Source organism: Pseudarthrobacter sp. HLT1-7, from assembly GCF_059383435.1.
The window spans coordinates 200,841-218,087 of record NZ_JBWZCH010000001.1 but is presented as its reverse complement, the minus strand read 5'-3'; the positions used below and the strand labels follow the sequence as shown (position 1 = coordinate 218,087).

The following is a 17,247-nucleotide window of genomic DNA, read 5'->3' as shown; positions in this document are numbered from 1 at the left end:
GGAGTTCCCATGCAGTCAGTAGTATCCAACCGCCTCGCCGGCCGCAGCGCAGTCATCACCGGTGGCGCCAGCGGCATCGGGCTGGCCACCGCCCGCCGGATGGCCGCGGAAGGCGCCAACGTCGTCATCGCCGACATCGAGCCCACGTCGGGACTCGCCGCGGCAACCGAGGTGGGCGGCCTATTCGTCAAGGTCGATGTCACCAGCGAAGAGGACGTCCGGAACCTCTACGCCCAGACCAAGGAGACCTACGGCCGTGTTGACATCGCCTTCAACAACGCCGGGATCTCCCCCGCCAACGACGGCTCCATCCTGGACACCGGCATCGATGCCTGGCGCAGGGTCCAGGACGTGAACCTGACCTCGGTGTACTACTGCTGCAAGTACGCCATCCCCTATATGCAGGAACAAGGGAAGGGCTCCATCATCAACACAGCCTCGTTCGTGGCGGTGATGGGCGCGGCAACCTCGCAGATCTCCTACAGCGCGTCCAAGGGCGGGGTGCTTTCCATGAGCCGGGAACTCGGCGTCGAATTCGCCCGGCAGGGCATCCGGGTCAATGCCCTGTGCCCCGGCCCGGTGAACACCCCGTTACTCAAGGAACTGTTTGCCAAGGATCCGGAAAAAGCGGCCCGCCGGCTGGTCCATGTGCCGCTGGGCCGCTTCGCGGAACCCGAGGAACTGGCTGCGGCCGTGGCGTTCCTCGCCAGCGACGACGCCTCGTTCATCACCGCCTCCACCTTCCTGGTTGACGGCGGGATTTCCGGCGCGTACGTCACGCCGATCGACTGAGCCCTGAGTACATACCCTGCGTGCTGGCCCGGCGTGCAAGCATGGCGCTGAGGTTCCGGCCGGGATAGAACCCCGGCCGGCGCCTCCGTGCGCCTAGACGAACGCGGACTTCCCGGTCACGGCCCGGGCCACGATCAGCGAGTTGATCTCGTAGCTTCCCTCATAGGTGTAAAGGATTTCGGCGTCGCCGAAGAGTTTGCCCATCTCGTAGTCGCTGCTGATGCCGTTGCCGCCCAGCAGCGAGCGCCCCATCGCCACGGATGCCCGGGCCAGCCGGGTGGTGGTGGACTTGGCCATCGCGGCCTGGACCATCTCCAGCTTGCCGTCTTCCTGGACCCTGGCCAGCTGCGCCATCAGCGACAGCGAGGCCGAGGCGTTGCCCAGGATCTCGGCCAGCTGCTGCTGGACGAGCTGGAAGCGCGCCAGTTCCCTGCCGAACTGCTTGCGCTCCAGCGAGTAGGCACGCGCGACGTCGAACGCCGCCAGCTGGATGCCGGCGGCCTGCCAGCCCACCCAGGCGCGCGAATCACGGAGCAGCTCGTTGGCCTTGGAAAAGTCGGTGGCACCGGGGAGCAGGTTGGATTCCGGGATGCGGACCTCGTCGAGCACGATGTCCGCATTCTGCATGATGCGCAGCCCGATCTTGTTCGCGATCTTCGTGGCCCTGTAGCCGGGCCGGTCCGTCTCCACGATGAAGCCCTTGATCTGCTGGTCCGCGACGTCCCGCGCCCAGACCAGGGCGAAGTCCGCGATGGTGCCGGCACCGATCCAGCGCTTGGCGCCGTTGATGACCCATTCGCCGTCGTCCAGCCGGGCCGTGGTGGCCAGGCCGCCGGCGATGTCCGAGCCGTGGTCCGGCTCCGTGAGGGCGAAGGCGCCGATCTGGGTGAAGGCGGTAAGCCCCGGCAGCCACCGCGCCTTTTGTTCCTCGGAGCCGAGCTGGTCGATCATGCCCACGATCAGCTCGTTGTGGATCCCCACGAGGGCCGAGAGCGACACATCGGCCCGGGCCACCTCGACGTACATGAGGCCTTTGAAGAGCTTGGAGGTGCCGTCGGTCTGCAGTCCTCCAAGGCCGTACTTTCCCAGCTCGGCGAGCAGACCGAAGGGGAACTCCTCGCGGTTCCAGTAATCGATCGAGGCCGCACGGATGCGGGACTGGAGGAAGTCTCTGATTTCCTGGTAGCGGATCTGTTCATCCGGGGGCAGCAGGTCCACGATGTACATCAGGTCTGCGTCCGGGAAGGGCGGCTCCGCCGCACGCTCAACCGCTGTTCCATCCTCAGTGACCCTTTGTCCGCTGGCACGTCCTTGTGGCTGCACGGGCATGTATCCCTTCGTCATGGTCCGCTCAGAAACCGAGTCGGCTCTTCCAAACCCTTGGATGTCCTAGTATATTGCACAGTGATGGGGATCACTAGCTAGTTGATGATTCCCGGGCAACGGCGCCGGGCCTGAAACGGCTGCGCCACCAGACGTCGAAAGGTGCACCATGACAGTCACTGAGGAATTCCGCGCCGCACGCGACCGCCTGCTTGACCTTCGCAAGGACTACGGCGCCGCCCGCAGCGAATTCGAATGGCCGCGCTTTGACGAGTTCAATTTCGCCCTGGACTGGTTCGACCAGATCGCGGCGGACCCGGCCAAGGCCGACAGGCCGGCCCTCGTGATCGTCGAACAGGACGGGACCGCCACACGGCGCAGCTTCTCGGACCTCTCCCGCCGCTCCGCCCGGGTGGCCAACTGGCTGCGCGGCCAGGGCGTCCGCCGGGGCGACCGCATGATCATCATGCTGGGCAACCAGGTGGAACTCTGGGAACTTATGCTCGCCGGCATCAAACTGGGCATCGTCATGATCCCCACCACCACACTGATGGGTCCCGCGGACCTCAAGGACCGGGTGGAGCGCGGCGGGGCGAACTGGGCCGCCGTCGGAAGCGCGAACATCGCCAAGTTTGCCGAGGTCCCGGGCGACTACACCCTGATCGAAGTCGGCGACGGCGAGGCCGTGGGCACCGCAGCAGGTCAGGCCACTGCCCTGCAGTACACCGGGTCCGCCGGCTCCGCCGAGGACTTCACCCCGGACGCCCCGACCCTGGCCGACGAAACCCTGCTGCTCTACTTCACCTCGGGGACCACCTCCAAGGCCAAGCTCGTGGAGCACACGCACACCTCCTACCCGGTGGGGCACCTGTCCACCATGTTCTGGATCGGCATGGAACCGGGCGATGTGCACCTCAATGTAGCCTCGCCGGGCTGGGCCAAGCACGCCTGGTCCAACGTCTTCACCCCGTGGATCGCCGAAGCCTGCGTCTTCATCTACAACTACGAGCGCTTCGACGCCAAGGCCCTGATGGAACAGATGGACCGCGAATCGGTCACGAGCTTCTGCGCCCCGCCCACGGTCTGGCGGATGCTGATCCAGGCCGATCTGACCCTCTTGAAGAGCCCGCCCACCAAGGTGGTGTCCGCCGGCGAGCCGCTCAACGCCGAGGTCATTGACCAGGTCCAGCGCGCCTGGGGCCAGACCATCCGCGACGGCTTCGGCCAGACCGAGTCCACCGTGCAGATTGCCAACACCCCGGGCCAGCCGGTCAAAATCGGCGCGATGGGCATGCCGCTGCCGGGCTACGACGTTGTCCTGGTGGACCCGGCCACTGGTGCGGAGGGCGACGACGGCGAGCTCTGCCTGCGCCTCGATCCCCGCCCCGTCGGGCTGATGAAGGCCTACTACGGCGACCCCGAAAAAACCGCGGACGCCTTCCGCGACGGCTACTACCACACCGGCGACATGGCGAGCCGGGACGAGCGCGGCATCATCACCTACGTGGGCCGCGGCGACGACGTCTTCAAGTCCTCCGACTACCGGCTGTCCCCATTCGAGCTGGAAAGTGTGCTGATCGAGCACCCGGCAGTGGCGGAGGCCGCCGTTGTCCCCTCCCCCGACCCGCTCAAGCTTTCAGTGCCCAAGGCCTTTGTGGTCCTGGCCGCCGGGCACCAGGCCGGCCCTGAACTGGCCGAGGACATCCTGCGTTACTGCCGCGACCATCTGGCCCCGTTCAAGCGGATCCGCCGGCTGGAATTCGCCGAACTGCCCAAAACCATCTCGGGCAAGATCCGGCGGGTGGAACTGCGCCACAGCGAGGAACTGCGCCACGGCGGCGGGGCCGTTCCGGCCGGCCTCGGCACGGAATACTCCGAAGCGGACTTCCCGGCACTGAAGAGCCCGTCGGTTCCGCAGCCGGAAAAGCTGGGCTGATCCTCATGAAGCCTGAAACAAGCAGGGGGTGCCGTGCCTACGCCGCTGCCGCGTGATCCGATTGCCGACGCGAGGCTGAACTGGGAGCGGCACGGCTGGTCCGACGTCGCCGCGCCGATGGCTGCCATCACCGCCATCATGCGGACGCAGCAGATTCTGCTGGCCCGGATTGAAGGCGTCCTGAAACCGTTCGGGTTGACGTTTGCCCGCTACGAACTGCTGGCCCTGCTGAGCTTCGCCCGCGGCGGTGCGCTGCCCATGAACAAGGCGAGTGCGCTGCTGCAGGTCCATCCCACCTCGGTGACCAACGCTGTCGACCGGCTTGAGGGCGCGGGGCTGGTGCTCCGCTCGCCGCATCCTACGGACGGGCGCACCACGCTGATTGAGCTCACCCCCGAGGGGCGTACGCTGGCTAAAAGGGCGACGGCGGTGCTGAACTCAGAGGTCTTCGGCCAGTCCGGCTTCGCGGAGCAGGACGTCGACCAGTTGATCGGAATTCTGGGGACCTTTCGGCGCAACGCCGGGGACTTCAGCGGCTGAGCTCCGGCGGCCGGGCCCCGGCAGCCGGCTCGCCCGGCCGAAGCGACCCAACGACACTGACGGCCTGCCACACTGCGGTGGCGGGCTTCCGCGGCACCAGGAGAGGACTCATGGAGCCAAACGCCTATTCCCGCCCCGACGACCGGGAACTGCTCCGCGCCTCGCTGCGCCTGCTGTCCGGCAGGTTCCGGCCCGCCGTGCTGTTCGCCGGCCTGGCCAGCGGCAACTCGCTTCAGCTGACCGATTTCCTCGGCACCGCAACATCCAGCCTGCATCAGATGGTGGTGGTACCGGGGACCGGGCTCGGCGGCCGGGTGTTCACCCAGCGACGGCCGTTCCTCGTGCCGGACTACATCGCCTCCGAGGGCATCACGCATGAATACGATCTGGCGGTCAGCCGGGAGCGGCTTACCTCGATGGCGGCCGTCCCGGTGGTGGTCCGGGGCGAGGCACGGGCGGTGCTGTACATCGCCAGCCGGGACCGTGCGCCGCTGGGCGAAAACGCCCTGCGCGAGGCCATGGACGCGGCCGCGGAAATCGCTGCAGAATTGCTCGTCCGGGACGAGGTGGACCGCCGCGTGTCAATCATCGACGGGGTCCGGGCCGAACCCGCCCTGGTCCGGGACCGGAGCTGGCTGGAACACGTCAGGGAAGCCCACGCCCAGCTGCGGTCGCTGGCCGGAACAGTCGCCGATCCCGAACTGGCCCGGCAGCTGGACCTGATCGGTAACCATCTGGCTCCGCCCCCCGCAGACGGTATCCATCCGGCCGCCAGGCTGGCCCGCCGCGAACTCGACGTGCTGGCGCAGCTTGCCCTGGGCTGTTCGTACCAGGAAACGGCGGACCGTCTGGGTCTGAAGGCGGTGACGGTGAAGAGCTACCTGCAGAACGCCATGGCCAAGCTTTCCGCCCACAACCGGCTCGAGGCCGTGTCAGCGGCGCGGCGCCTGGGACTCATTCCGTGAACTGGGGCTGCCGGGACAGCCCGGCAGCCCCACCCCCAATCACGGTTCGTTCAGTCTCGAATCCCCTACTCTTGAATCCCCCGGTGCCGAATCCCTCAGCGCCGGGAGACGGACTCGGACGCTCCCTTTCCGCCTTCGGCCTGCTCCGGAACGGCCTGGTGGCTGCCGTCCTCCAGCGCATGCTTTTCTCGGTTGGGCAGTGCCAGGGTGCACAGCACGCTGAACACGCCGATCCCGGCGAGCAGGTACCCGACGGACCAGGCCCCGGACGTGCCGGCCAGCTGGGCCGCCACGAGCGGGACAATGCCACCGCCGATGACGCCGGCAAGGTTGTATCCCATGCCCGCACCGGTGTAGCGGTAACGGGTTTCGAAGAGCTCGGGAAGCAGCGCGCCGGCCGGACCGTAGGCGATGGCGAAGATCACCAGAGTGACGGTCAGCCCGATGCCGAAGGCGAAGACAGTGTTCGCGCTGAGGATCGGGAAGAGCGCCAGGGACCACGGCACGGCGAGGATACAGGAGGTGGCGATGACCTTCTTGCGGCCGAAGCGGTCCGAAAGGATGCCCGAGGCCAGGGTGGCGGCGGCGACAAACAGCGAGGCAACGATGCCGGTGCTCAGCACTTCCACGCGGCTCAGTTGCATGCCAGTGGGGCTGGTGGCATAGCTGGTCAGGTAGGCGGTGCCAATGTAGAAGAAAGCGAAAAGAAGGGTCAAGGAGCCGCCGGCGAGCAGGATTTCGCGGGGCTGGCGCTTGATCGACTCGAGGATGGGCAGCCTGGTGGCGGTCCCGGTAGTCTTCGCGGCATTCGCCGCCGCGTTCTTGAATACGGGGGTTTCCTCGATGCTCAGCCGGACCCACAGGCCCACGAGCACCAGCACGGCGCTGAGGATGAACGGAACCCGCCAGCCGATCGTGATGAAAGCCTCGGACTTGTCGCCGAGCGTGAGGTTGGTGATCAGGAACGTTCCACTGGCCAGGGCGAAGGCCATCGACGGGCCAAGCTGCGGGAAGGCTCCGAAGAGGCCTCGCTTGCCCGTGGGCGCGTATTCGGCCACGAGGAGCGTGGCCCCGGCCCACTCGCCGCCCACGGCCAGGCCCTGGACGAAGCGGAGCACCACCAGGAGGATAGGGGCTGCGACGCCGATCGTGCTGGCATCCGGGATGAACCCGATCATCACGGTGGCGATGCCCATCATCAGCAGCGTGGTGATGAGGGTCTTTTTCCGGCCGATCCGGTCACCGTAGTGGCCGAAGATGATGGCGCCGATAGGACGGGCGAAGAAGGCGACGGCGAACGTGCCGAACGACGCGATGGTTCCGGCCGCGGCGCCGAGTGCCGGGAAGAATACCACCGGAAAGACCAGGGCGGCGGCGGTGCCGTAGATGAAGAAGTCGTAGAACTCGATGGTGGTTCCGGCGGCACTCGCGAAGGCAACCTTTCGCAGGGTCCTGCGGCTCGGCGGCGCTTGCAGTCCGGCCGGCGAAGTCGGTGAAACTGAGGTCATGGCAATCTCCCTTGATGTCGACCCTGGTACACGGTTGTGTGACTCAGCTCACCGTAACGAAAAGCATGGACATCCAACTACCTCCGAAAAGAGGTAGTCCCCAAAAAGCGGGATACCGGCCGTGCCGTAGCAATCTCAGCGCGGCGGTTCCGGCCTGGCGACGCGCAAAAGTCCCGGCGCTGCTGGTATTCCAGTAGCGCCAGGACTTTTGCGCGTCACAGATTCATTCGCGCGTCGCAGGAACGATTGCGCGTCGCTGCGCCTAGCGGTGGGTGAATTCCGGCTGGCGCTTCTCGCTGAAGGCCGCCATGCCTTCCTTCTGGTCCTCCGTGGCGAACAAAGAATGGAACACGCGCCGTTCGAAGAGCACGCCCTGGGCCAGGCCGGTCTCGAAGGCCGCGTTGACCGCCTCCTTGGCCACCATCGCCACCGGCTTGGACTTGGCGGCGATGACCCCGGCGGCCTTCAGCGCCTCCTCGACCACGTCCGCGGCCGGCACCACGCGGGACACCAGGCCCGAGCGCTCGGCTTCCTCCGCGCCCATGAACCGTCCGGTCAGGATCATGTCCATGGCCTTGGCCTTGCCCACCGCACGGGTGAGTCGCTGCGAGCCGCCCATCCCGGGCAACACACCCAGGTTGATTTCCGGCTGGCCGAACTTCGCGTTGTCCCCGGCGATGATGAAGTCGCACATCATGGCGAGTTCGCAGCCGCCGCCGAGGGCGAAGCCGGACACGGCCGCAACTACGGGGATGCGCAGCCGGGTGAGGTCCTCCCAGCCACGGAACCAGTCGGCCGCGTACATGTCCATGTAGCCCTTGGACTGCATTTCCTTAATATCGGCGCCGGCCGCGAAGGCCTTGGCGGAACCGGTAACCACCACCGCGCCCACCTCAGGATCCGTATCCATGGCGGTGACGGCAGCCACGAGTTCGTCCATGGTGGCCTTGTTCAGGGCGTTCAGCGCCTCGGGCCGGTTAAGCGTCACGAGGCCTACCCGGCCGCGTCGCTCCACCAGAATGTTTGCGTAGTCGGTCATGCGTGTCCCCTCAGCTGATGTTCGGATGTTCGGATGTTCGGATGTGCCTGATGTGCTCGATGTCCGGATGCGCCTGAGGTCTCGGACGCACCTGGTGTGCAGACAGCCCTAGTGTTCGGACTTGTCCCGGATGTCGGTGATGATGCCGGAGAAGTCCCGGCCGGCACCGCCTTCCGCGGCAAAGCTACCGTAAATTTCGGCGGCCAGCGGCCCCAGCCGGGCCGCTACTCCGGTGCTTTCGAGGGCGTTTAGCGCCAATTTGAGGTCCTTGGCCATCAGGGCGCCCGCGAAGCCGGGCTGGTAGTCCCGGTTGGCGGGGCTCGTGGGTACCGGTCCCGGCACGGGGCAGTTGGTGGTCAGCGCCCAGCACTGTCCGGAAGCCGCAGAGGCGACGTCGAACAGGGCCTGGTGCGTCAGCCCCAGCTTCTCGCCGAGCACAAAGGCCTCGCTCACGGCGATCATCGACACGCCGAGGATCATGTTGTTGCAGATCTTCGCGGCCTGCCCGGCGCCGTGCTCGCCGCAGTGGACCACACGCCTGCCCATGACCCCGAGCATCGGTTTGACCGCCTCGAAGTCCTCCGGATGCGCCCCCACCATAAACGTCAGGGTGCCCGCCTCGGCACCGACGACGCCGCCGGAGACCGGCGCATCAACGGCCCGGTGGCCGGCCGCGACGGCAAGGCCGGCAGCCTCGCGGGCCTCGTCCACGTTGATCGTGGAGCAGTCGAGGAAAAGCGTTCCCGGCGACGCAACGTCCAGCAGGCCTGGCTGGGCGGGCTGTCCCGGCTGGGCAGGCTGTCCCGGCTGGCCGCCGGTGCCGCGGTAGGCGTCCAGCAGGTGCTTGCCGCTGGGCAGCATGGTCAGGACGACGGCGGCCCCCGCTACGGCCCCGGCGGCTGTGCCGGCGGTGGCGATGCCGTGCGCACGGGCGGTCTCCAGCGCCGCCGGCACCACGTCAAAGCCGGTGACGGTGTAGCCGGCGTTGACGAGGTTGACCGCCATGGGGCCACCCATGTGGCCGAGGCCCAGGAACGCGATGCTGCCCGCCGTGGCCCCGGGCCCAGACAGCCCAGTGGGTGATTCAGACGGTGACTCAGGCATTGTCGTGCTCCTTCGAAAGCTTCAGTTCACGGGCGCCCAGCGGCGCAAAGTAGGACTCGACGTCGTCCCGGCTGACCTCCGCCAGGCTGGCCGGCTGCCAGCGCGGGTTACGGTCTTTGTCCACCACCTGGGCGCGGATGCCCTCGCGGAAATCGGGGCCGGCGAGGAAGCGCAGGCCCACCCGGTACTCCTGTTCGAGGGCTTCCTCAAGGCTCAGCCCGCGGACGCGGCGCAGGGATTCCAGCGCCACCTTCACGGCGGTCGGCGACTTGGCCACGATCGTGTCGGCCGCTTCGGCGGCCTCCCCTCCGCTCTCCCCGCCAAAGGCCCGCAGCCGGCGCAGGATCTCCTCGGCGTCGTCGCTGGAGTAGCACGCGTCAATCCACTCGCTCTGTGCCGCCAGGATGGACGGCGGGGCAGCTTCGGAAAAGCGTGCGACGGCGGCGTCCGCCGGCTCGCTCTCCAGCGCCTCGGCGAGCTCCGCAAGCCGTCCGGACGGCACGAAGCGGTCGGCGAATCCCAGGAACAGCGCATCGGCGCCGCCCAAGTGCGCCCCGGTCAGGGCGGCGTGGGTGCCGGACTCTCCCGGTGAGCGTGCGAGCAGCAGGGTGCCGCCGACGTCGGGCACCAGCCCGATGGTGGTTTCCGGCATCCCCATCCGGGTGCGTTCGGTGACAATCCTGACCGAACCGTGCGCCGAAATCCCGACGCCGCCGCCGAGGACCAGACCGTCCATGAACGCCACATACGGCTTGGGATAGCCCGAGATGAGGGAGTTCATCCGGTATTCCTCGGCCCAGAAGGCAGCCGTCGCGTCACCGCCGTCGATCATGTCCCGGTAGATGGCCACGATGTCGCCGCCGGCGCACAGCCCCCGGTCGCCGGCACCGCGGACCAACACCGCCGCCACGGCGTCGTCGTCCGCCCAGAGCGTGAGTTGCTCCAGCATGGCCGAAGCCATGCCCGCGGTGAGCGCGTTGACGGCCTTGGGCCGGTTGAGCGTGACGACGCCCAGCCGGCCGCGCTTTTCAAACAGCACTTCAGCGGCCAGCAGTTCAGCGGCGGGGGCTTCCCCGGAGTGCGTCCCGGTCATCAGCTGCCTTCCGGCATCACGAAGCTGGTGCCGCTGCGGATGCCCGATGGCCAGCGCGTGGTGACCGTCTTGGTCTTGGTGTAGAAGCGGAACGCGTCGGCGCCGTGCTGGTTGAGGTCGCCGAAGCCGGAAGCCTTCCAGCCGCCGAAGGTGTAGTACGCGATCGGCACCGGGATGGGCACGTTAATGCCCACCATGCCCACCTGGACCCGGCTGGCGAAGTCGCGGGCGGAGTCGCCGTCGCGCGTAAAGATGGCCACGCCGTTGCCGAACTCATGCTCGCTGCACAGGCGCAGCGCCTCGTCGTAGTCTTCGGCGCGGAGCACGCTCAGCACCGGGCCGAAGATCTCTTCCTTGTAGATCGTCATGTCCTTGGTGACGTTGTCGAAGAGCGTGGGGCCCACCCAGAAGCCGCCCTCATAGCCCTCGACCTTGAGGCCGCGGCCGTCGGTCAGCAGGCTGGCGCCCTCGTCGACGCCGGCCTGGATGTAGCCTTCGATCCGTTCCTTGGCGGACGCCGCGACGACCGGCCCGAAGTCCGAATCCTTGGCCAGGCTGTGGCCCACCTTGAGGTCCGCGATCCGCTCCAGCAGCTTGGCAACGAGGGCGTCGGCGGTGGCCTTGCCGACAGGGACTGCCACCGAGATGGCCATGCAGCGTTCCCCGGCGGAGCCGAAGCCGGCGCCCATCAGGGCATCCGCGGCCATGTCCAGGTCCGCGTCCGGCATGATCACCATGTGATTCTTGGCGCCGCCGAAGCACTGGGCGCGCTTGCCGTTGGCGGCGGCCGTGGCGTAGATGTACTGGGCAATGGGGGTGGAGCCGACAAATCCGATGGCCTGGACCCGGGCGTCCTCGAGGAGCGCGTCGACTGCTTCCTTGTCACCGTTGACCACGTTGAATACGCCATCCGGCAGTCCCGCCTCGGTGAAGAGTTCGGCGAGGCGAAGCGGCACGGAGGGGTCCCGCTCGGAGGGCTTGAGGATGAAGGAATTGCCCGCGGCGAGCGCCGGGCCGGACTTCCAGAGCGGGATCATGGCCGGGAAATTGAAGGGCGTGATGCCGGCAACGACGCCGAGGGGCTGGCGCAGCGAGTGGACGTCGACGCCGGTTCCGGCGCTGTCCGAGAACTCGCCCTTGAGCAGGTGCGGGGCTCCCGCGGCGAATTCCACCACCTCGATGCCGCGCTGGATGTCACCCTTGGCATCCAGGAAGGTCTTGCCGTGCTCCGAGGAGAGCAGCGTGGCGAGTTCGTCGAGGTTCTGGTTGACCAGGTCCACGAACTTGAGCAGTACACGGCCACGGCGCTGCGGGTTCATGGCAGCCCAGGCCAGCTGGCCCTTCTCCGCGCTGGCGATCACGTTGCGGACCTCCTCGACGCTGGCCAGCGGGACCCTGGCCTGGACCTCGCCGGTGCAGGGATCGTAGACATCGCTGAAGCGCCCCGAGGTGCCGTCAACATGCTGTCCGTCGATGTAGTGGCTTAGCTCACGAACCATGGTGGAATGCTCCTTTGCATTGTGATTGCCTGCAGTGTGATTGCCGCGGTGACGGCCGGACCGTCTGTGACCCACGCCATCTCCCTGCTGAATATACTCGGACTTCCTACTAATTTCCAGAGGGACTGCCCGGGCCGGGCAGCGTCGTCGTCCAGCCAAGTTCGGTAAGTTAGGAGTGTGAAGATTGCTACCTGGAATGTGAACTCGCTGCGTGCCCGTGCCGACCGCGTGGAGTCCTGGCTTCAGCGCACCGACTGTGATGTCCTGGCCATCCAGGAAACCAAGTGCAAGGACGAGAACTTTCCCTGGGAATTGTTCGAGAACATGGGCTACGAGGTGGCGCACTTCGGCCTGAGCCAATGGAACGGCGTGGCAATCGCCTCCCGGGTGGGACTCGACGACGTCGAACGCACCTTCATGGACCAGCCCGTCTTCGGCAAGAACGGCAAGGACGCCGTGCAGGAGGCCCGCGCCATCGGCGCCACATGCGGCGGCGTCCGGGTCTGGAGCCTCTATGTCCCCAACGGCCGGGCGCTCGACGACGAGCACATGCCGTACAAGCTCAACTGGCTGAACACGCTGAAATCCCATGCCGAGGGCTGGGTCAGGGACGAACCCCAGGCGCAGATCGCGCTGATGGGCGACTGGAATATCGCCCCGCGGGACGAGGACGTCTGGGACATCGACTATTTCCGTGCCGAGGGCCTCACCCACGTCAGCGAGCCGGAACGGAAAGCCTTCCGCGCCTTCGAAGACGCCGGATTCCAGGACGTTGTCCGCCCCCGCACCCCGGGCCCCGGGGTCTACACCTACTGGGACTACACCCAGCTGCGCTTCCCCAAGAAGGAAGGCATGCGCATCGACTTCGTCCTCGCCTCCCCCGCGTTGGCCGCCCGCGTCACCGGCGCGTCGATCGACCGCGAGGAACGCAAGGGCAAGGGCGCCTCGGACCACGCCCCCGTCATCGTGGAGCTGGGCGACTGATGACCGCCGGCCAGGGAAGCACCGTGATCCGATGACGGGGAACCTCTACCGGGGACAAGTCGGGCTGCCGTTTTCCTCGGCGCTGCGCATCTACGAGCCCCTGGCAGCGTTCCCGGCAGACCAGCAGGAGGCGCTGCGCACGGCGGGCGGCCGCAGCGCGTCGCGCGCCGCCGTCGAAAACGCCGAACTGCTGGCCTCCCTGGGCCGGGTCACCCGCTCCGGCGGGGATCCGTTCCCCACCGGGCGGACCGATCTGGTGCGCGTCGTCGGGTCCCCGCGTGGTGCGGCCGGCGCCCCGCCAATGCCCGCTGCCGGCGCGCCCGTCACCCCCAGTGCCGCCGACGGCGCCGGCTCCGACAACACGCAGCCCGCCGAGGCCGGGCAGCCCGCGGGGCAGTCCGCGGGACTGCTGTATTGCCCGAGCCAGCTTGTCCTCCGGGCCGGTCTCGCGGCGAATGCCCTGCTGGAAGGAATCCACGCGCCCCTGGCGCAACTGCTGATCCCCGAGGAGCAGCGGGACCGGCACCAGGGACGTATCGACGAGGTGCGCGCGCACGCCGGGCTGGGCCGCGTCCACACCCGCGCGTCCACCTGGGGCATCCCGTTCAGCTGGTTCTGCCTCTTCCAGGAGTCTGACCCCACCGAGGTAGTGGAGTCCGAGGGACATATCGTCACGGTGCGGGTCCGCGCGGCGATCGGCGAGGCCCTGGAGCGGGTCCGCTATGCGGTGGCCCATCTGACCCTCGCCGCGCCGGATCTGGACATGCTCGAGGACCTGACCCAGCTCACGGAATGGCTGGCGCTCTTCCACGCGGAGTCGGCGGTGGAACTGGACTACGGCGCCGTGGCGGACAAGGTCTACCCGGACGATTCCCCTCTGGACGTGAGGCTGGGGATAGAGTGCCTCGCCGAAGGCGACATGACCGGCGCGGCCGCCGCCTACCGCCGGCTGGCGTCCCGCTGGATCCCGATCCGGCAGCTCGCCCGCGCTTCCTGACCCTAGCCTGCGGCGTGCGACCGGCCGGCAGGCTGCCCGGCAACCGAGTCGTCGTTGGCCGGCCCGACGGCGGTCCCGCCAGCAGACTGCCCGGCAATCCTTCCGACGGCGAGTGAGTCCGCGGCGCGGGGCGGCGCCGTCGTCCGCCGCACGATCAGCCAGTGCGGCGCGACCGTGGACCGCACGGCCCCGGCCATGCCGTCGAGCTCGTCCAGCAGCATCTTGGTGCCCAGTTCGGCCTGCTCGTCGGGCCGCTGCCCGACGGTGGTGAGTCCCATGGCTTCAGAAAAGTCGTGGTCGTCGATGCCGATCACCGAGAGGTCCTCCGGGACCCGGACCCCGGCCTTAGCGGCTTCGAAAATGATCCCCATGGCCATCTCGTCCGAGGCGCAGAAGATGGCAGTGGGCTTCGGTCCCGGCCTGTCCCAGAGCCGATGGAAGGCCGCCTGGCCGCTCGGGACGGTGAAGTCTCCGCATTCGTCCCATTCCGGCCGGACACTCAGCCCGGCTTCCGCCATGACGTCCTGAAAAGCCTTGATCCGGACCCTCGGGACGTCGAAGTTCAGGTCGGTTTCGTCGTCGCCGTGCAGGAGGGCGATGTCCTGGTGTCCGAGGTCGATCAAGTGGCGGACCGCTGTGCAGGCGGCCGCATAGTCGTCAATGCCGATGTACGGGCATTCGTCCACATGTCCGCCGACGACGACGAGCGGGATATCAATCTTCTGAAGGTGTTCGATTTCCTCATGGGTCAGCGCCATGCAGAGGACCAGCAGCGCGTCGATCTGCTTGTAGACCATGGTCTTGCTGAAAAGCCGCTCGCGGTTGCTGCCGTGTCCGCCCAGGTTGAAGAGGGACAGGTTGTAATGCCGGCTGTGAAGTTCCCGATCCGCACCCTCGATGGCCTTGGAGAAGAACCAGCGGCTGACGAAAGGCGCCAGTACCCCGATCGTCTTGGTGCGCCCGGTGGCCAGCCCGGAGGCCGAGGAGGACGCCACATATCCCAGATCCGCCGCAACGCCCAGGATTTTCTCCCTGGTGGCCGGCGACACCTGGGGCAAACCGCGGACCGCACGGGACACGGTGGCCGTTGAGACACCGGCCGCAGCGGCCACATCCTCGATGCTGACGCCCGAGTGGCCTCCCCGTTGTGCCCTATCCGTTGTCCGTGCCACCGTGTCCCCTTGTCGACTGAGCGCGGAGGCCATCCGGCCATCCGCGGAACTGTGTCAGCTAGCCTCCCCGCGGCACCGCAGCTGCACCCCCCCCCCGGTCCTTACTTCTGCCTGGTCGCCGTCCGCTGGGGGAGGCGCCGGCGCAGCCGGATCATCCCGTACAGCGCCAGCACAGTGGCCAGCAGGCCGAGCGCCCAGCCAAGGGCCGGCTGGGCGGTCACCTCCATCCAGACGGTGCCCACCAGCAGCACCAGTGCCCAGAAGCCGAGGAGTCCGATGATGATGTCAAAGTCCTCCCCCGAGCGCACGCGCCGGTGCTCGCTGCGGACCAGGCCGCGGCTTGGCTTGGCGCTCACGGCCGCACCGTCATTTAACCGCGCCGGCCGTGAGGCCGGCGACGATCTTGCGCTGGAAGACCAAAACCAGGATCACCAACGGAATAGTGACGATGGTTCCGGCGGCCATGATGGCCGTATAGGGAATCTGGTTGGGCTGGGCACCCGCGAAGCTGGCAATGGCCACCGTCACCGGCTGGGTCGCGTCACTCGAGAGCTGGCTGGCGATGAGGAACTCATTCCAGGAGGAGATGAATGCCAGGATCGCCGTCGTGAAAATGGCCGGCGCAGCCAGCGGCATGATCACCTTGCGGAACGCCTGCCCCTGGGTGCAGCCGTCCACACGGGCGGATTCCTCCAGCTCCCACGGCATCTCCCGGAAGAACGACGTCATGGTGTAAACCGTCAGCGGGAGGACGAAGGAGATGTTCGGAATGATCAGTGCCTGGTAGGTGCCGATCCAGCCGATATTGGTGAACAGCTGGAACAGCGGGGTGATGAGGGCGACGCCGGGGAACATGGACGCCCCCAGGATGAAGCCGAGCACCAGGTACTTGAACCGGAAGTTCAACCTTGCCAGCGCGTACGCCGCGAAGACGCCGATCACCAGCGAGATGATGGTGACCACGACGCCGATGAACACGCTGTTGATCAGCGCCTGGCCGAAGCGGTTGCCGAAGGAAGTGTCGAAGGCGGTGTTGAAGTTGTCCAGCGTGACATGGCTGGGCAGCAGTGAGGTGTCGTAGGTGAATCCGACATCCCTGAACGCCGTCACCACCATCCAGTAGGCCGGGGCCAGGCACCAGATAAGGATCACGGCGGCACTGATGTAGGTGCGGCCCTGCGCCCACTTTTCGCGGTTCTGGGCTACCTTGCGGCCACGGTCCTGCCGTGCTCGGAGTTCGGTCGCGACGGTCATTTCTTCCCCTTACCGGTGCCGCCGCTTTGCTCCACAACATTCGCGCCGAGGAATCGGACGAAGATGAAGGCAACGACAAAGATGATGATGAACGTAATGGTGGACAGTGCCGCAGCGGCGTTGAAGCCTTGCCTGATCTGGTTGATCACCAGGATGGAGAGCGTGGTGGTGTTGTTCGCGCCACCGGTGAGGATGTAGGGGAGGTCGAACATCCGCAGGGCATCGAGGGTCCGGAAGAGGATGGCCACCATCAGCGCCGGCTTCACCAGCGGCAGGGTGATCATGCGGAACCGCTGCCAGGCGGACGCGCCGTCCACCTTGGCCGCTTCGTAGACGTCGGCCGGGATCATTTGCAGGCCTGCCAGGATCAGCAGCGCCATGAACGGTGTTGTCTTCCACGTATCTGCGATGATAACGGCCCACTTGGCGGGCCATTCGCTGCCCGTCCAGAGGATGGTGGTGTTGAACAGCTTGTTGGCGATGCCCTCGAAGGCGAAGATGAAGAGCCAGAGCTTGGCGGTCACGGCGGTGGGGATGGCCCACGGAACCAGAACGGCTGCCCGGACCAGGCTGCGGCCCTTGAAGGTTCGAGCCATGATGATAGCCATCCAGAAACCGAGCACAGTTTCCAGTGCCACGGTCACCACCGTGAAGAAGAACGTGGTGGCGGTTGCCGACCAGAACTGGGCGCCAAGGGTTCCCGGCGGGCAGGCGACGGTTCCGCCGCCCGGAGCGGCACACTGTTGGGCAATCCAATTCACGTAGTTCGAGATGCCAGCCGGTCCGCCCGCTGTGAAGAGTCCCGTGACGGGGTCAAGGCCGGAGTCCTTCGAGAAGGACATGATGATGGCGCTGATAATCGGGTAAACGATCACGATCGCCAGCGCGATGATGGTCGGCGCAAGCAGCCACGAGGCCCATCGGCCCTGGCTGGCGACGCGGTTGTCCTCGCCCACGCCCTTCGGCGCACGGTGGACCGGGGCGCTGCCCGACGCCGGTGACTTAACCGGCGTCGGGCCCAATTCGGTTGCCATGGCTAGG

The 17,247-nt window shown here is 67.1% G+C and carries 16 protein-coding genes; 6 read left to right on the top strand and 10 right to left on the bottom strand.

The genetic code is table 11. The features are described 5' to 3' along the window. The first annotated feature begins 9 nt into the window (after positions 1-9). A complete protein-coding gene (locus AC50X6_RS01030) occupies positions 10-792 on the top strand; it encodes a 3-oxoacyl-ACP reductase (protein WP_494964470.1) in 783 nt (260 codons plus the stop codon). Between the two features lie 93 nt (positions 793-885). Here AC50X6_RS01030 and AC50X6_RS01025 read toward each other — a convergent pair whose 3' ends face one another. Next, positions 886-2,019: an acyl-CoA dehydrogenase family protein gene (locus tag AC50X6_RS01025; protein WP_494964671.1), complete on the bottom strand. Its 1,134-nt coding sequence runs from the start codon at positions 2,017-2,019 to the stop codon at positions 886-888. 265 nt (positions 2,020-2,284) lie between these two features. Here AC50X6_RS01025 and AC50X6_RS01020 point away from each other — a divergent pair, with 265 nt between their 5' ends. From AC50X6_RS01020 to AC50X6_RS01010, 3 genes are all read left to right on the top strand, one after another. Next, entirely contained in the window at positions 2,285-4,051 is a 1,767-nt protein-coding gene (locus AC50X6_RS01020; RefSeq protein ID WP_494964469.1) for an AMP-binding protein, read from the top strand. A gap of 33 nt (positions 4,052-4,084) precedes the next feature. Beyond that, entirely contained in the window at positions 4,085-4,591 is a 507-nt protein-coding gene (locus tag AC50X6_RS01015) for a MarR family winged helix-turn-helix transcriptional regulator (protein WP_494964468.1), read from the top strand. Between the two features lie 110 nt (positions 4,592-4,701). Then, positions 4,702-5,556 (top strand): LuxR C-terminal-related transcriptional regulator, encoded by an 855-nt coding sequence (locus tag AC50X6_RS01010; protein ID WP_494964467.1) that lies wholly within the window; start codon positions 4,702-4,704, stop codon positions 5,554-5,556. Between the two features lie 95 nt (positions 5,557-5,651). Here AC50X6_RS01010 and AC50X6_RS01005 read toward each other — a convergent pair whose 3' ends face one another. From AC50X6_RS01005 to AC50X6_RS00985, 5 genes are all read right to left on the bottom strand, one after another. Continuing rightward, a complete protein-coding gene (locus tag AC50X6_RS01005; protein ID WP_494964466.1) occupies positions 5,652-7,064 on the bottom strand; it encodes an MFS transporter in 1,413 nt (470 codons plus the stop codon). Positions 7,065-7,326: 262 nt separating this feature from the next. Then, positions 7,327-8,103: an enoyl-CoA hydratase gene (locus AC50X6_RS01000; protein ID WP_494964465.1), complete on the bottom strand. Its 777-nt coding sequence runs from the start codon at positions 8,101-8,103 to the stop codon at positions 7,327-7,329. Between the two features lie 108 nt (positions 8,104-8,211). Then, the gene (gene mmsB / locus AC50X6_RS00995) at positions 8,212-9,207 is read right to left on the bottom strand and encodes a 3-hydroxyisobutyrate dehydrogenase (RefSeq protein WP_494964464.1); all 996 of its coding nucleotides are present in this window, start codon (positions 9,205-9,207) and stop codon (positions 8,212-8,214) included. Further along, positions 9,200-10,300, bottom strand: a complete 1,101-nt coding sequence (locus AC50X6_RS00990) for an enoyl-CoA hydratase/isomerase family protein (protein ID WP_494964463.1) — start codon at positions 10,298-10,300, stop codon at positions 9,200-9,202. The genes mmsB and AC50X6_RS00990 overlap by 8 nt, the downstream gene beginning before the upstream one ends. After that, positions 10,300-11,799, bottom strand: coding sequence for a CoA-acylating methylmalonate-semialdehyde dehydrogenase (locus tag AC50X6_RS00985; RefSeq protein WP_494964462.1), 1,500 nt, complete (start codon positions 11,797-11,799; stop codon positions 10,300-10,302). Before AC50X6_RS00985 ends, AC50X6_RS00990 begins: the two co-directional genes overlap by 1 nt. A 177-nt stretch (positions 11,800-11,976) precedes the next feature. On the opposite strand from AC50X6_RS00985, the gene AC50X6_RS00980 reads away from it, so the two are divergent. Both AC50X6_RS00980 and AC50X6_RS00975 read left to right on the top strand, forming a co-directional pair. Continuing rightward, complete coding sequence (locus AC50X6_RS00980) at positions 11,977-12,783, top strand: exodeoxyribonuclease III (protein WP_494964461.1); 807 nt, start codon at positions 11,977-11,979, stop codon at positions 12,781-12,783. Between the two features lie 31 nt (positions 12,784-12,814). Continuing rightward, the gene (locus AC50X6_RS00975; protein ID WP_494964460.1) at positions 12,815-13,780 is read left to right on the top strand and encodes a DUF8083 family protein; all 966 of its coding nucleotides are present in this window, start codon (positions 12,815-12,817) and stop codon (positions 13,778-13,780) included. Between the two features lie 2 nt (positions 13,781-13,782). Here AC50X6_RS00975 and AC50X6_RS00970 read toward each other — a convergent pair whose 3' ends face one another. The 4 genes from AC50X6_RS00970 to AC50X6_RS00955 form a co-directional block, all read right to left on the bottom strand. Beyond that, the gene (locus tag AC50X6_RS00970; protein ID WP_494964459.1) at positions 13,783-14,952 is read right to left on the bottom strand and encodes a LacI family DNA-binding transcriptional regulator; all 1,170 of its coding nucleotides are present in this window, start codon (positions 14,950-14,952) and stop codon (positions 13,783-13,785) included. A gap of 101 nt (positions 14,953-15,053) precedes the next feature. Next, complete coding sequence (locus AC50X6_RS00965) at positions 15,054-15,308, bottom strand: hypothetical protein (protein ID WP_494964458.1); 255 nt, start codon at positions 15,306-15,308, stop codon at positions 15,054-15,056. A 10-nt stretch (positions 15,309-15,318) separates the two neighbouring features. Next, entirely contained in the window at positions 15,319-16,206 is an 888-nt protein-coding gene (locus AC50X6_RS00960) for a carbohydrate ABC transporter permease (protein WP_494964457.1), read from the bottom strand. Then, the gene (locus AC50X6_RS00955) at positions 16,203-17,240 is read right to left on the bottom strand and encodes a carbohydrate ABC transporter permease (RefSeq protein WP_326965847.1); all 1,038 of its coding nucleotides are present in this window, start codon (positions 17,238-17,240) and stop codon (positions 16,203-16,205) included. Before AC50X6_RS00955 ends, AC50X6_RS00960 begins: the two co-directional genes overlap by 4 nt. Positions 17,241-17,247 lie beyond the last annotated feature (7 nt).

What these genes read in the sequence shown, in the direction of transcription:
- AC50X6_RS01030 (WP_494964470.1), top strand. Translation starts at nt 10, where the DNA reads ATGCAGTCAGTAGTATCCAACCGCCTCGCCGGCCGCAGCGCAGTCATC.
- AC50X6_RS01025 (WP_494964671.1), bottom strand. Translation starts at nt 2,019, where the DNA reads ATGTACATCGTGGACCTGCTGCCCCCGGATGAACAGATCCGCTACCAG.
- AC50X6_RS01020 (WP_494964469.1), top strand. Translation starts at nt 2,285, where the DNA reads ATGACAGTCACTGAGGAATTCCGCGCCGCACGCGACCGCCTGCTTGAC.
- AC50X6_RS01010 (WP_494964467.1), top strand. Translation starts at nt 4,702, where the DNA reads ATGGAGCCAAACGCCTATTCCCGCCCCGACGACCGGGAACTGCTCCGC.
- AC50X6_RS01005 (WP_494964466.1), bottom strand. Translation starts at nt 7,064, where the DNA reads ATGACCTCAGTTTCACCGACTTCGCCGGCCGGACTGCAAGCGCCGCCG.
- AC50X6_RS01000 (WP_494964465.1), bottom strand. Translation starts at nt 8,103, where the DNA reads ATGACCGACTACGCAAACATTCTGGTGGAGCGACGCGGCCGGGTAGGC.
- mmsB (WP_494964464.1), bottom strand. Translation starts at nt 9,207, where the DNA reads ATGCCTGAGTCACCGTCTGAATCACCCACTGGGCTGTCTGGGCCCGGG.
- AC50X6_RS00990 (WP_494964463.1), bottom strand. Translation starts at nt 10,300, where the DNA reads ATGACCGGGACGCACTCCGGGGAAGCCCCCGCCGCTGAACTGCTGGCC.
- AC50X6_RS00985 (WP_494964462.1), bottom strand. Translation starts at nt 11,799, where the DNA reads ATGGTTCGTGAGCTAAGCCACTACATCGACGGACAGCATGTTGACGGC.
- AC50X6_RS00975 (WP_494964460.1), top strand. Translation starts at nt 12,815, where the DNA reads ATGACGGGGAACCTCTACCGGGGACAAGTCGGGCTGCCGTTTTCCTCG.
- AC50X6_RS00960 (WP_494964457.1), bottom strand. Translation starts at nt 16,206, where the DNA reads ATGACCGTCGCGACCGAACTCCGAGCACGGCAGGACCGTGGCCGCAAG.
- AC50X6_RS00955 (WP_326965847.1), bottom strand. Translation starts at nt 17,240, where the DNA reads ATGGCAACCGAATTGGGCCCGACGCCGGTTAAGTCACCGGCGTCGGGC.